Genomic DNA, 14358 nt, shown 5'->3' with positions numbered 1-14358 from the left:
TAGGCGCGTGAAACTCAGGCCTGCTCGACGTACTGAGCCAGACGAGCATCCGCTTTGAGCACCGCCAGGGTAGCAGCATGGACCTGTTCGGCGGTCACATCGGCGGAGCTGAAGATTTCGTCGAAGTGCGCCTGGGTGACGCTGGCGAAATGTGCGCGATCCTCAGGCTTGATGCCCAGCACGACGGCATAGGTCGTCAGCGCCTCACCTTCGCCCATGGCCATGTCTTCAGACAGTTCGGTCATGATGCTGCCGAGCACCAGCATCGGTTTGCCGTTGTACTGCAACGCCCCATCAGTGGAGCAACCATTGGTACCGGAGGTCATGCCGAAGGTGGCATTACCGGATGTCCCGTTGGTGATCGAAGCCACTAGGTGCGACGGCAGACCGCGCTGACCTTCGAACAGCATGTTGCCCCAGCCGCAACCCGGCCCACCCGGAGCGGTGGCGAAGGCACTGGCGGAAGCGGTAAGGAGCAGGGACGCTAGCAGAATCCGTTTCATGATCGTTCTCTTTGGTGGATAACCGGCGCCCTCGCCGGCTGCGCTGTAGCTTTGGCAGGGCAGTGGACAGTGTCAAGCTAAAAAGGCCCGCACCGCTGAACAGTTCAAGCTAAAGCCGCCGAGACCTTTCCGCCTACCACATAGCCATACCGCCCAGCCAAATACCAACGCGTCAGCATTAGCTGTGCAGCGACATGTCATATCGCCATCTTTCATGATAGTTTCCGCGACCGCGCGTCAAGGAGCGCGCATGTCCGCAATTACAAGGAGCTGTCGTGAAACTAACCCCTATCATTCTCGCCGGTACGATTCTCGCCTCTACCGGCTGCGCGAGCGGCCTGAATTCATATCAGAAATCCGAACTTCGCCACTATGAAGCCGCCGGGCTGGCGGTCGAAGAGAAAAGCCCCGCCCTCGGGACGGCACTCGGCCTGCTACCCGGCGGTGGCTCGTTCTACGGTCGGGAGTACGGTTTCGGCGTGGTCAACTTGCTGTTCTGGCCCCTGTCCATCCTGTGGGACCCGGTAAGCGGGCACAGCGCAGCGGAAACGATCAACTATCACGCGACCAAGCAGCACGTCAGCAAGCTGGAAAACAGCGAGATGGACGCGCTGGAAGATCAATTGGCGCAGAACCAGATCGATCTGACCCACTACACCCTGCAAAAGCGCAAGATCGAAGCGAAGTACGACTTCAACTGATTGCTTGGCCGGCAACGGCCCAGGCCCGCAACCGGCTTCGCGCCAGCCGCTGAGGGGTGCTTCAACTGCCCGAAAGCGCCTCGCGCGTCACCAGATCCATGAAGGCCTGCGCCAGCGGCGACTGCTCCTGGCGGCGCTTGACCAGCCACACAGCTGTGGTGGCGTCCTGATCCGACAGGGTGCGGAAGCGCACTCCGTCGATACGGATACGGCGAAAGGATGCCGGCAGCACCGACACGCCCAATCCCGCCGCGACCAGTCCGATAATTGTCAGAGCCTCGTTCGCTTCCTGCGCGATTCGCGGGCTGAATCCCGCCTGTCGCGCCAGATTGAGCAACTGATCGTAGAGCCCGGTGCCGTAGCTGCGCGGAAAGAATACGAAGGGCTCGTCGGCCAGCTCCGCCAGAGCCAGGCCCTCCTCCCCTGCTTCGGCAAGCGAATGCCCCGTATGCATCAGCGCTACCAGTGGCTCGCTGAACAGCTCGACGGTCTGCAGGCCCGGCGGCAAGGCAAAGGGACGGATCATGCCGACCTGCAGCGTCTCGTCCTGCACCGCGTCGATCACCTGCTTGCTGGTCATCTCCTGCAGCGCGAGGTGCACCGCCGGGAAGGCCTGGCGAAAGGCCAGAATCGCCCGCGGCAGAATCGACGTAAAGGGCGCTGACGAGGTGAAGCCGACCTGCAGCTCGCCGATCTCACCCTGCTCGGCACGCCGCACCACATCGACCGACTTGTCCACCTGAGCCAGCGTGCGCCGGGTCTCGTCGAGAAACAGCCGCCCCGCGTCGGTCAGCGACACCCGGCGGTTGGTGCGGTCGAACAGGCGCACGCCCAGCTCCTGTTCCAGAGCCTGGATCTGCTGGCTAAGCGGCGGCTGAGAGATGCGCAGCAGTTCGGCTGCTCGACCGAAGTGCAGCTCTTCGGCCACCGCCACGAAATAGCGTAGATGTCTCAGTTCCACGTGCGCTCCAAACGATTCGTAAAACATATCAATAGGGTCGAATAATATATTGGATAGCTTAAACAAAGCTTCCTATCATTTCGCCCATAAACCCGAACAACAGCAATCGCGCCCGCCGATCGAAAAAATGATCACAGGCGTAACGAGCCGCTTTTGGCCGGAAAAAGCGAATCGGACAGAGGTCTTCATCGTGAGCAGTACGCACGGCGCCAGTGGCGCGTCAGCAGAGATACCTGCGCCTGGCGCGCCCATCAGCCATACCGAGAAAGGCACGCAGCGCTTCGCGCGCACTGCCCTGGCCCTGTTCGCTGGCGGCTTCGCCACCTTCGCCCTGCTGTACTGCGTGCAGCCGATGATGCCCATGCTGTCGCAGGCGTTCGGCATCAACGCAGCGCAGAGCAGCCTGATCCTTTCGCTCTCGACCCTGACACTGGCCGTCGGATTGCTGATCACCGGACCGATCTCCGATGCCATCGGCCGCAAGCAGGTGCTGGTCGTCTCCCTGCTCGCTGCCGCCGTGTTCACCGTCGGCAGTGCACTCGCACCCAGCTGGGAAGGCGTACTGCTGATGCGCGCGCTGGTTGGCTTGGCGCTCAGCGGAGTGGCTGCGGTGGCCATGACCTACTTGAGCGAAGAGATCCACCCGCACCACCTCGGCCTGGCGATGGGGCTGTATATCGGCGGCAATGCCATCGGCGGCATGAGCGGACGCTTGCTGAGCGGCGTGCTGGTGGACTACCTGTCGTGGCACAGCGTGCTCGGAGTGATGGGCGGTCTGGCGCTACTGGCGGCGCTGTTGCTCTGGCGCTTCCTGCCGGAGTCGCGGCACTTCCACCCACGCCCGTTGCGCCTACGCGGCTTGCTGCAGGGCTACACGCTGCATTTTCGCGATGCCGGCCTGCCGTGGCTGTTCCTGCAGGGGTTCCTGCTGATGGGCAGCTTCGTCACGCTATACAACTACATCGGCTATCGGCTGATTGCCGAGCCGTTCCACCTCAGCCAGACCATGATCGGCCTGCTGGCGGTGCTCTATCTGTCGGGCATCTACAGTTCGGCACAGGTGGGCGCGCTCGCTGATCGCTTCGGCCGGCGCCGAGTGTTCTGGCTGGTAATCGCCCTCATGTTGGCAGGCGTGGCCCTGACCCTGTTCGACAGACTGCCGCTGGTATTGCTGGGCATGCTGCTGTTCACCTTCGGTTTCTTTGGCGCCCATTCGGTGGCCAGCAGCTGGATCGGCCGCCGCGCCCAACAGGCTCGCGGCCAGGCGTCTTCGCTCTATCTGTTCAGCTACTACCTGGGCTCGAGCATCGCCGGCACGCTGGGCGGGGTCTTCTGGCACGCTGCCGGCTGGGACGGCGTAGGTCTGTTCATGGCCTCGCTGTTGCTGATCGCCCTCGCCGTGGCCCTGCACCTGGCGCGCCTGCGCCCACTGCCGGAGCTGCAAGCGGCTCACTGAGCCGGTAAAGCAAAACGCCCCGCAAATGCGGGGCGTTTTCCTGGAGCCGCTGACAATCAGCCGTGGTACTGCGCCGACAGCTCGTGGACCGACTCGATGAAGGCGCCGGCATGAGCGGGATCGACTTCCGGCGTGATGCCGTGGCCCAGGTTGAACACGTGGCCTTCGCCATGGCCGAAACTGGCCAGAATGCGCGCCACCTCCGCGCGGATGGCGTCGGGCTTGGCATAGAGCACGCTCGGGTCCATGTTGCCCTGCAGTGCGACCTTGCCGCCGACGCGGCGGCGTGCCTCGCCGATATCGCAGGTCCAGTCCAGCCCCAGCGCTTCGACGCCCGAGTCGGCCATCGATTCCAGCCAGAGGCCGCCGCCCTTGGTGAACATGATGACCGGCACGCGGCGGCCGTCATGTTCGCGAATCAGGCCATCGACGATCTTGCGCATGTAGGCCAGGGAGAACTCCTGATAGGCCGCGGCCGACAGGCTGCCACCCCAGGAATCGAAGATCTGCACCGCCTGGGCACCGGCGAGGATCTGGCCATTGAGGTAGCTGGTGACCGACTGCGCCAGCTTGTCCAGCAGGGCGTGCATCGCCTGCGGGTTCTCGTAGAGCATCGCCTTGGACTTACGGAAATCCTTCGACGAGCCGCCCTCGACCATGTAGGTCGCCAGGGTCCAGGGGCTGCCGGAGAACCCGATCAGCGGCACGCGGCCATTGAGTTCACGGCGAATGGTACGCACTGCGTCCATCACATAGCCCAGGTCCTTCTCCGGATCGGGAATCGGCAGCGCCTCGATGTCCGCAACGGTGCTCACCACCTTCTTGAAGCGCGGTCCCTCGCCGGTCTCGAAGTACAGCCCCAAACCCATGGCGTCCGGCACGGTGAGGATGTCGGAGAAGAGGATCGCGGCATCCAGCGGATAGCGATCCAGCGGCTGCAGCGTCACCTCGCAAGCGAGTTCGGGATTCATGCACAGGCTCATGAAGTCACCGGCCTTGGCGCGGCTGGCCCGGTACTCGGGCAGATAGCGGCCGGCCTGGCGCATCATCCACACCGGGGTGACGTCGACAGGCTGCTTGAGCAGGGCACGAAGGAAGCGGTCGTTCTTCAAGACGGTCATGGCAGGGTTCCAGCGTAAAAGTGCCGTGCATTGTCGCAAAGCAGAAAAAAAAAGGCACGGCGAGCGCCGTGCCATTTAGCTATGGGCTTGATTCAAATCAGGCCACTCCGGGCGCCCTTCGATGCCCGGCAACGCCCAATCAGACGCCGAGATAATCCATGATGCCTTCAGCAGCCTGACGACCTTCGAAGATCGCCGTCACCACCAGATCGGAGCCGCGGACCATGTCGCCGCCGGCGAAGATCTTCGGGTTGCTGGTCTGGTGCTTGAACTGACCCACCTCGGGTGCTACGACGCGGCCCTGGTTGTCGATCTGGATGCCCTGGGCTTCGAACCACGGTGCCGGGCTCGGACGAAAACCAAAGGCGATGACCACGGCATCGGCCGGCAGCACCTGCTCGGAACCCGGGATCGGCTCGGGGCTGCGGCGACCGCGCGCATCCGGCGCGCCGAGACGCGTCTCGACCACCTTTACACCCTCAACCTTGCCTTCGCCGACGATGGCGATGGGTTGGCGGTTGAAGAGGAATTTCACGCCCTCTTCCTTGGCGTTCTTCACTTCGCGGCGCGAGCCCGGCATGTTCGCCGCATCACGACGGTAGGCGCAGGTCACGCTCTTCGCACCCTGGCGAATGGAAGTGCGGTTGCAGTCCATCGCGGTATCACCGCCGCCCAGCACCACGACCTTCTTGCCCTTCATGTCGATGAAGTCTTCGGCAGACTTCTCGAAGCCGAGGTTGCGGTTGACGTTGGCGATGAGGAAATCCAGCGCGTCGTACACGCCCGGCAGGTCTTCACCCGGGAAACCACCCTTCATGTAGGTGTAGGTGCCCATGCCCATGAACACGGCGTCGTAATCGGCCAGCAGCTGGTCGATGGTGATGTCCTTGCCTACCTCGGTGTTAAGACGAAACTCGATGCCCATGCCGCCGAAGATTTCGCGACGACGGCTGAGTACGGTCTTTTCCAGCTTGAATTCGGGAATGCCGAAGGTCAGCAGACCGCCGATCTCGGGGTTCTTGTCGAACACCACCGGGGTTACGCCGTTGCGCACGAGAATATCGGCACAGCCCAGCCCTGCCGGGCCGGCACCGATGATCGCGACTTTCTTGCCGGTCGGCTTGACCTTGGACATGTCGGGCCGCCAGCCCATGGCGAAGGCGGTATCGGCGATGTACTTCTCCACCGAGCCGATGGTCACCGCACCAAAGCCATCATTCAGGGTGCAGGCGCCCTCGCAGAGACGATCCTGCGGGCAGACGCGACCGCAGACTTCCGGCAGGGTGTTGGTCTGGTGCGCCAGTTCGGCGGCCGCGAGGATGTTGCCCTCGGAGACCAGCTTGAGCCAGTTGGGAATGTAGTTGTGGACCGGGCACTTCCACTCGCAATAGGGGTTGCCGCAACCCAGGCAGCGGTGGGCCTGTTCGCAGGCCTGCTGCGGCTTGAAGGGTTCGTAGATCTCGACGAACTCCTTCTTGCGCTGGCGCAGCAGCTTCTTCTTCGGATCCTTGCGCCCGACCTCGATGAACTGGAAGTCGTTATTCAGACGTTCAGTCATTTCAAAACCTCTCAACAGCAACCGTAGGCAATACATACGGCTGCAAGACAATCAGGGTGAGCAGCGGCCCCGCGTTGGCTGGGGCCGCCGCCTGAAGCGGCTTATTGTTATTGCGGGTTGGCCCGGGTGCTCGACAGCAGCGAAGCCAGGTTGGCCGCCTTGGGCTTGACCAGCCAGAACCGACGCAGGTAGTCGTCGAGATTATCCAGCAGCTCAGCCCCCCACTCACTCGCGGTTTCAGCAACGTATTCGCGCAGCACGTCCTGCAGATGGCTGCGATAGGCTTCCATCGCCTCGCCGGTGATGCGCTGCAGGTTGACCAGCTCGTTGTTCACCCGGTCCACGAAACTGTTGTCCATGTCCAGCACATAGGCGAAACCACCGGTCATGCCCGAGCCAAAGTTGTGTCCGGTCTTGCCAAGCACGCAGACGAAGCCACCGGTCATGTACTCGCAGCAATGGTCGCCAGTACCCTCGACAACTGCGTGGGCGCCAGAGTTGCGCACCGCGAAACGCTCACCCGCGGTACCTGCAGCGAACAGCTTGCCGCCGGTAGCGCCGTACAGACAGGTGTTGCCAATGATCGCCGAATCCTGGGACCGATAGCTGGCGCCCTGCGGCGGCGTGACCACCAGCTTGCCGCCGGTCATGCCCTTGCCGACGTAATCGTTGGCATCGCCTTCCAGATAGAGATTGAGGCCACCGGCGTTCCAGACGCCGAAGCTCTGGCCGGCAGTGCCCTTGAAGCGGAAGGTGATCGGCGCAACGGCCATGCCCTGGTTGCCATGCTGGCGAGCGATCTCGCCGGAGACACGGGCACCAATGGAGCGGTCGCAGTTACAGATTTCCAGTTCGAACTCACCACCGCTCTTGGCATCGATGGCGCCTTTGGCGAGCTTGACCATTTCTTCGGCCAGCAGGCCCTGGTCGAACGGCGGGTTCTTCTCGACCAAGCAGAATTGCGGCTTGTCGGCGGCGATGTTGCTGCTGCCGAGCAGGGGCGACAGATCCAGGTTGTTCTGCTTGGCCGTTTCACCCGGCAGCACTTCGAGCAGATCGGTACGCCCGATCAGCTCGCCCAGGCTACGCACGCCCAGCTTGGCCAGCCACTCGCGGGTTTCTTCGGCGACGAACTGGAAGAAGTTGACCACCATGTCAACGGTGCCGATGAAGTGATCCTTGCGCAGCTGCTCGTTCTGCGTGGCAACGCCGGTGGCGCAGTTGTTCAGGTGGCAGATGCGCAGGTACTTGCAGCCCAAGGCGATCATAGGCGCAGTACCGAAGCCAAAGCTTTCGGCGCCGAGGATCGCGGCCTTGATCACGTCGAGGCCAGTCTTCAGACCGCCATCGGTCTGCACCCGGACCTTGCCGCGCAGGTCGTTGCCGCGCAGGGTCTGGTGGGTTTCGGCCAAGCCGAGCTCCCACGGCGAGCCGGCATAGCGAATGGAGGTCAGCGGCGAAGCGCCGGTGCCACCGTCGTAGCCGGAGATGGTGATGAGGTCGGCATAGGCCTTGGCCACACCGGCGGCGATGGTGCCGACGCCCGGCTCGGCCACCAGCTTGACCGAAACCAGCGCCTGCGGGTTGACCTGCTTGAGGTCGAAGATCAGCTGGGCCAGATCCTCGATGGAGTAGATGTCGTGGTGCGGCGGCGGAGAGATCAGTGTGACGCCCGGTACTGCATAGCGCAGCCGCGCGATCAGGCCATTGACCTTGCCGCCAGGCAACTGGCCGCCTTCGCCAGGCTTGGCGCCCTGGGCGACCTTGATCTGCAGTACTTCGGCATTGACCAGGTATTCCGGCGTGACACCGAAGCGGCCGGTCGCTACCTGCTTGATCTTCGAGCTGCGCTCGGTGCCGTAGCGAGCCGGGTCTTCACCGCCCTCACCAGAGTTCGAGCGCGCGCCGATGCGGTTCATCGCCGCGGCGATCGCTTCGTGGGCTTCCGGCGACAGGGCGCCCAGCGAAATACCAGCGGAATCAAACCGCTTGAGAATCGCCTCAAGCGGCTCGACCTCTTCCAGCACCAGCGGCTGCTCAGCCACCTTGACCTTGAGCAAGTCGCGGAGCATGGCCACCGGACGCTGGTCGACCAACGCGGTGTATTCCTTGAAGCGGCTGTAATCGCCGCTCTGCACCGCCACCTGAAGCGCGCTGACTACATCCGGGTTGTACGCGTGGTATTCGCCACCGTAGACGAACTTCAGCAGGCCACCCTGCTGAATCGGCTTGCGGCTGCTCCACGCTTCGGCGGCGAGGGCCTTCTGCTCGGCCTCCAGATCCTCGAAGCGCGCGCCCTTGATACGGCTGGCCACGCCGCGGAAGCTGAGGTCCACGACTTCTTCAGCCAAGCCAACAGCTTCGAACAGCTGCGCGCCGCGGTAGGAGGCGATGGTCGAGATGCCCATCTTGGAGATGATCTTCATCAGCCCCTTGGAGATGCCCTTGCGATAGTGCTTGAACACCTCATAGAGGTCGCCCAGCACTTCGCCAGTGCGGATCAGGTCGCCCAGCACTTCGAAAGCAAGGAACGGGTAGACCGCAGTCGCGCCGAAGCCGATCAGTACCGCGAAATGGTGCGGATCACGGGCCGTGGCGGTTTCCACCAAGATGTTGCAGCTGCAGCGCAGGCCGGTTTCCACCAGACGATGGTGAACCGCGCCCACGGCCAGCGAAGCATGCACCGGCAGCTTGCCTGGCGCGATATGACGATCGCTGAGGACCAGCAGGACCTTGCCGCCACGTACGGCTTCCTCGGCCTGATCGGCAATATTGCGAATCGCCGCCTCGAGGCCGACGGCCTCGTCGTAGTTCAGGTCGATGACCAGACGCTCGAATCCCGGACGCTCCAGGTTCATTATCGTCCGCCACTTCGCCGGCGAGATCACCGGAGTGGTCAGAATCGCGCGGTTGGCGTGCTCGGCGGTTTCCTCGAAGACATTGCGCTCGGCACCCAGGCAGGTTTCCAGCGACATGACGATGGCTTCGCGCAGCGGGTCGATCGGCGGATTGGTGACCTGCGCGAACTGCTGGCGGAAGTAGTCGTAGGGCGAGCGCACACGACGCGACAGGACCGCCATGGGCGTATCGTCACCCATCGAGCCGACCGCTTCCTGGCCTTGCTCGGCCAACGGACGCAGTACCTGGTCACGCTCCTCGAAGGTGACCTGGTACATTTTCATGTACTGCTTGAGCTGGTCGGCATCGTAGAAGGCCGAACCATGGTCGTTGTCGTCCAGGGTCGACTGGATGCGCAGGGCGTTTTGGCGCAGCCACTTCTTGTAGGGCTGCTGTGCCTTGAGGCGATTGTCGATGTCGTCGGTGTGCAGCACCTTGCCGGTGTGGGTGTCCACGGCGAGGATCTGCCCCGGCCCGACACGGCCCTTGGCCAGGACGTCTTCCGGTTTGTAATCCCAGACGCCAACTTCGGAGGCGAGGGTAATGTAGCCGTTCTTGGTGGTCACCCAGCGTGCCGGGCGCAGGCCGTTGCGGTCGAGCAGGCAGACTGCATGGCGACCGTCGGTCAGCACCACGCCAGCCGGACCATCCCAGGGTTCCATGTGCATGGAGTTGAATTCATAGAACGCCCGCAGATCGGGGTCCATGGTCTCGACGTTCTGCCACGCCGGCGGAATGATCATACGCAGGCCACGGAACAGATCCATTCCGCCGGTGACCAAGAGCTCAAGCATGTTGTCCATGCTGGAAGAGTCCGAGCCGGTGCGATTGATCAGCGGCGACAGGCTTTCCAGGTCGGGCAGCAGCTCGTTGGCGAACTTCAGGCGACGTGCCTGCGCCCAGTTACGGTTGCCGGTGATGGTATTGATCTCACCGTTGTGCGCGAGGAAACGGAACGGCTGAGCCAGGCGCCATTGCGGCATGGTGTTGGTGGAGAAACGCTGGTGGAATACGCAGATCGCAGTGGCGAGACGCTCATCGCCCAGGTCAGGATAAAACTGCGCCAGGTCGGCGGGCATCATCAGGCCCTTGTAGATGATGTCCTTGTCGGAGAGGCTGCAAACGTAGAAGGCGCTGTCGTCGGCGAGCGCGACTTCGGCGCGGCGGCGTGCGAAGAACAGCTTGATGCCGAACTCGCGTTCGTCCAAGCCATCGCCGGAGACAAAGACCTGCTCGATCCGCGGCAGACGCTCAAGAGCAAGCTGGCCCAGCACGCTGGTATCGACCGGCACTTCACGCCAGCCGACCAGCGTCAGACCTTGGGCAATAATCTCTTCACTGAGACGAGCGCGGGCCTGGTCCGCCTTGCTGTCGTCCTGATCCAGAAAGATCATCCCGACGGCATACTGCGCAGGCAGCTCGGCGTTGAAATGCTCCAGAGCCTGGGCACGCAGAAATGCGTCGGGCTTCTGCATCAGCAGACCGCAACCGTCACCGGTTTTGCCGTCAGCGTTGATGCCACCGCGGTGAGTCATGCAGGTCAGGGACTGAATGGCAGTCTTTAGCAGGTGATGGCTAGCCTCGCCCTGCATGTGGGCAATCAGACCGAAGCCGCAGTTATCCTTGAACTCTTCAGGACGAAAAAGACCTGCTCTCATAGGCACTCCACCAGCTAAATGCGTTGTAAATCAACCCCTTATTGACGGGCAGAGACTCACCCCGTCATTCACGTGGGCAAAAGGGGGAGCAGTTTACAAAGCCAGCTAGAGCGACACAATTTATTTTTGCAAGCCCCAAAAAGGTGCATTGCGCACTTTTTTGGGGCATTTTTCTATCGAGTCTGTTTGATTTCCTGTTGCACGCCTGCCAAATTTCGTACCCACGGCTTGCCAGCCTGCAACGAGACGGGCAGCGTCTTGACCGCTGCGACCGCAGCAGCACGATTCGCGAAGTTGCCGTAAGTCACGACGTAGAGCGGCTTGCCTTCATGCACTTTGGCGAAGTATCGGTAGTTACCGCCATGCTGCTGGACGATCGCTTGAGCGTTCTTCTCGACACGAGTCCCCAGAATCTGGACCAGATAATTGCTTCCCGGCTGACTCGCATACCAAGTGCTATTGGTTGAGCCCGAGGCAGTTGCTGCAGCAGGCGCACGCTCTGCGGCATTCGGCCGCACTTGGCGTGACGCTGGCGCCGGAGCGGGAGCCGGAGCAGCAACTTGCGGAGCGGGTGCGGGCTGAACACGCTCGCTCGGTGCTGGTGCTGGTGCTGGTGCTGGTGCTGGTGCTGGTGCTGGTGCTGGTGCTGGTGCTGGTGCTGGTGCTGGTGCAGGTGCAGGTGCAGGTGCAGGTGCAGGTGCAGGTGCAGGAATTGTAGGGATTGCGGCATTCGCGGTGGGCCCGCCATTCTCGTCCTCGCTCTCGCCACCAGCAGCGGCTGCCAGCGGCTCGCGCACCACCGGCTGTGCGTCGCCACCCAGTGGCAGGGACAACGGCCGCTCTTGTCCATCGAACTCGATGGCAGCCGGGTCCTGCTCCGCGGTCTCAGCAGCCGGCCCCGAGACAGGCGAAGCATCGAGCGGCAGGGAGGTCACTTCGGGGGCCGAAGGGCGCTCGGAATCGCCGCCACGCAAGAAAAGAAAGCCGACCGCTATAAGAACAAGGACTGCGACTACAGCGACCAAATGTTTTTTGGGTAGCGGAAATCCGATACCGCCCGATTTCCGCCGACCGCGCTTGCTCTGCATCGCGGCGATGAGCTCGTCTCGGGCCAACTGATTGATCGCCCCCGGCCAACCACCAGACTGCTCATGGATACGACCAATCTGCTCTTCGCTCAGACACTCTAGGCCGCTACCGGCACCCTCCAGCCGCAATGCCAGGTACTCCCTGGTTTCGTCCTCTTCATACGGCTGCAGCGCGATGGCATGGTAGCGCTCCTCGCCATCACTCAAGGCCTCGAGCCGCCCGCCAAGCGCAGACTCACCGAACAGGAACACATGCGGCCTGGCCTCAGGGGTGCCCGCAGCTAGACGCAGAAGGGTTTCCACCGCAGCACCCGTCAACTGCTCGGCGTCGTCGACCAATAGATAGACTTCCTGACCTGTCAACGCCAGCTGGATGACCTGGGCCATCACGCCGTCGAAATCGGCCTCCTGGCTGTTCAGTGCTTGAGCGATCTGTGCCAACAGCGCGCTCGCATCCATCGTAGCCTGAGGGGTAATGACTACGCTCTGAACCGCCTGCTTGTTGCTACTGGCAACCAATGCCTGACGCAAAAGGGTTTTTCCACTTCCCTCCGGCCCGGTAACCAGCAGCAGCAACTGGCTGTAGCGCGCCAGATGATGAAGCTGCCCAAGCACCGGCTTGCGCTGAGCGGGGAAGAACTTGAAGCCCGGAACGCGAGCAGCAAACGGGTCATGGCTGAAGCCATAGTGATTCAGAAACGCGTCGTCCGCAGACAAACTGGTCATGGAAATTTTCTTATGCTCCAAGGTGTTCCGTCATTGCACCGTAACTGGCGCTCAAGGTGGTTTCCAGCACGTCGCGAGGGAAGTCCCCGGTCACAACAGCCTCGCCCATTCGCCGCAGCAAAACGAGGCGTAGCCGACCGTCCAGAACCTTCTTGTCGACGGCCATGTGCTCGAGAAAGTCCTGCGGCTTCATCTGCGCAGGGGGCACGACCGGAAGCGCCGCGCGCTGCAGCAACCTGATGGCCCGGTCACGCTCCATCCGCGTGATCCAGCCCAGCTGACAAGACATCTCCAACGCCATCACGGTTCCCGCCGACACGGCCTCACCATGCAACCAGACGCCATAGCCCATATGTGTTTCTATCGCGTGGCCAAATGTGTGACCTAGATTGAGAATCGCGCGCACGCCGGACTCGCGCTCATCAGCGTTCACCACCTTGGCCTTTGCAGCGCAGGAGCGATGGATCGCCTCCGTCAGCACCACAGGATCAAGCGCTCGAAGTCGATCAACATTTGCCTCAAGCCAGCCAAGGAAGGGCTCGTCGCAGATAAGCCCATACTTGATCACCTCAGCCAGCCCCGCAGAAAGCTCACGAGGCGGCAATGTCTTCAAGGTCGCGGTGTCAATGATGACCGCTCGGGGCTGATAGAACGCCCCGATCATGTTTTTGCCTAGAGGGTGATTGATACCGGTCTTGCCGCCGACCGAAGAGTCCACTTGCGACAATAGCGTGGTGGGAACCTGAATGAAGTCCACGCCACGCTGATAGCTGGACGCTGCATAGCCCGCCATATCGCCAATGACGCCGCCACCCAGCGCGATGACCGTGGTATTGCGATCGTGCCTAGCTCCGAGCAGAGCGTCGAAGATCAGCTGCAGGGTTTGCCAATTCTTGTGTTCCTCCCCGTCGGGAAGAATCACCGGAGTAACGGTGTAGTCGGAAAGGGTCTGAGTCAGTCGATCGAGATACAGCGGCGCAACAGTTTCATTAGTGACAACGGCCACCTGCCGCCCGCGGATCCTGTCGGAAAACAGCTCGGCGCGATCAATCAACCGCTCGCCAATATGAATGGGATAGCTACGCTCACCGAGATCGACCTGAAGAGTCTGCATGGGGCCCCCAACAATAAAGGGGTCTAGGATAGCGCAGATTCATCCCGGCTTTCACGAGGCGGTAAAGACGCGAGCCGGTCGAGAATTTCCGTCACAACCATCCGCGGCGGACGTTCGTCGGTTTCGATGATGACGTCCGCTATCGAGCGATATAGCGGATCGCGAATGGCCATGAGAGCGGACAGAACGCTGCGGGGATCACTAGCCTGCAATAGCGGCCGGTTGCGGTCGCGGGCGGTGCGTTCGAGCTGCTGGTCGACCGACGTGCAAAGATAGACGACTTGCCCACCCGCACGAAGGGCCTGCCGATTATCCTCTCGCAACACCGCACCACCGCCAGTGGCCAGCACCACTCCCTCGAGCTGGCAGAGATCGGCGATCACCGCCCGCTCCCGCTCACGAAAGCCGCCCTCACCCTCCACGTCAAAGATCAGTGGAATGCTGGCACCGGTCCGTTGTTCGATCTCCTTATCGGAATCCTTGAATGGGAGACGAAGCTCTTTGGCAAGCAAACGCCCGATGGTGCTTTTGCCAGCACCCATCGGGCCTACGAGGATAGTGTTCTTCAATGAGG

General features: G+C 62.1%; 10 protein-coding genes. 2 read left to right on the top strand and 8 right to left on the bottom strand.

The features are described from left to right. Window positions 1-14: 14 nt before the first annotated feature. Window positions 15-503, bottom strand: coding sequence for a DUF3015 domain-containing protein (locus BM275_RS14810; RefSeq protein ID WP_044315408.1), 489 nt, complete (start codon window positions 501-503; stop codon window positions 15-17). A 275-nt stretch (window positions 504-778) separates the two neighbouring features. On the opposite strand from BM275_RS14810, the gene BM275_RS14805 reads away from it, so the two are divergent. Next, on the top strand, window positions 779-1204 hold the full coding sequence (locus BM275_RS14805) for a hypothetical protein (protein ID WP_044315407.1): 426 nt from the start codon (window positions 779-781) through the stop codon (window positions 1202-1204). Between the two features lie 61 nt (window positions 1205-1265). On the opposite strand, the gene BM275_RS14800 is transcribed toward BM275_RS14805, so the two are convergent. Further along, window positions 1266-2165 carry a LysR family transcriptional regulator gene (locus BM275_RS14800; RefSeq protein ID WP_044315415.1) on the bottom strand — a complete coding sequence of 300 codons (900 nt, stop codon included), beginning with the start codon at window positions 2163-2165 and terminating at the stop codon, window positions 1266-1268. A 190-nt stretch (window positions 2166-2355) separates the two neighbouring features. Between BM275_RS14800 and BM275_RS14795 the strand changes: the two genes are divergently transcribed. Then, window positions 2356-3621: an MFS transporter gene (locus BM275_RS14795; protein WP_090522080.1), complete on the top strand. Its 1266-nt coding sequence runs from the start codon at window positions 2356-2358 to the stop codon at window positions 3619-3621. Between the two features lie 56 nt (window positions 3622-3677). Here the strand turns inward: BM275_RS14795 and hemE are convergent, their stop codons facing one another. The 6 genes from hemE to aroK all read right to left on the bottom strand — a co-directional run bounded on the left by hemE (window position 3678) and on the right by aroK (window position 14353). Continuing rightward, on the bottom strand, window positions 3678-4742 hold the full coding sequence (gene hemE / locus BM275_RS14790) for a uroporphyrinogen decarboxylase (RefSeq protein ID WP_023446025.1): 1065 nt from the start codon (window positions 4740-4742) through the stop codon (window positions 3678-3680). A 139-nt stretch (window positions 4743-4881) separates the two neighbouring features. Further along, the gene (locus BM275_RS14785) at window positions 4882-6300 is read right to left on the bottom strand and encodes an FAD-dependent oxidoreductase (RefSeq protein ID WP_003283491.1); all 1419 of its coding nucleotides are present in this window, start codon (window positions 6298-6300) and stop codon (window positions 4882-4884) included. Window positions 6301-6407: 107 nt separating this feature from the next. Next, the gene (gene gltB, locus BM275_RS14780; protein WP_090522034.1) at window positions 6408-10856 is read right to left on the bottom strand and encodes a glutamate synthase large subunit; all 4449 of its coding nucleotides are present in this window, start codon (window positions 10854-10856) and stop codon (window positions 6408-6410) included. Between the two features lie 173 nt (window positions 10857-11029). Continuing rightward, window positions 11030-12670 carry an AAA family ATPase gene (locus BM275_RS14775; RefSeq protein ID WP_090522032.1) on the bottom strand — a complete coding sequence of 547 codons (1641 nt, stop codon included), beginning with the start codon at window positions 12668-12670 and terminating at the stop codon, window positions 11030-11032. 10 nt (window positions 12671-12680) lie between these two features. Next, the gene (gene aroB / locus BM275_RS14770) at window positions 12681-13784 is read right to left on the bottom strand and encodes a 3-dehydroquinate synthase (RefSeq protein ID WP_090522030.1); all 1104 of its coding nucleotides are present in this window, start codon (window positions 13782-13784) and stop codon (window positions 12681-12683) included. Window positions 13785-13807: 23 nt separating this feature from the next. Then, complete coding sequence (gene aroK, locus BM275_RS14765; RefSeq protein ID WP_031298066.1) at window positions 13808-14353, bottom strand: shikimate kinase AroK; 546 nt, start codon at window positions 14351-14353, stop codon at window positions 13808-13810. Window positions 14354-14358: the final 5 nt, after the last annotated feature.

Origin of the sequence: Stutzerimonas kunmingensis (genome assembly GCF_900114065.1) — a bacterium.
GTDB lineage: Bacteria > Pseudomonadota > Gammaproteobacteria > Pseudomonadales > Pseudomonadaceae > Stutzerimonas > Stutzerimonas kunmingensis.
The sequence above is the reverse complement of the archived record's forward strand: the minus strand, read 5'-3'. Positions and strand labels throughout refer to the sequence as shown.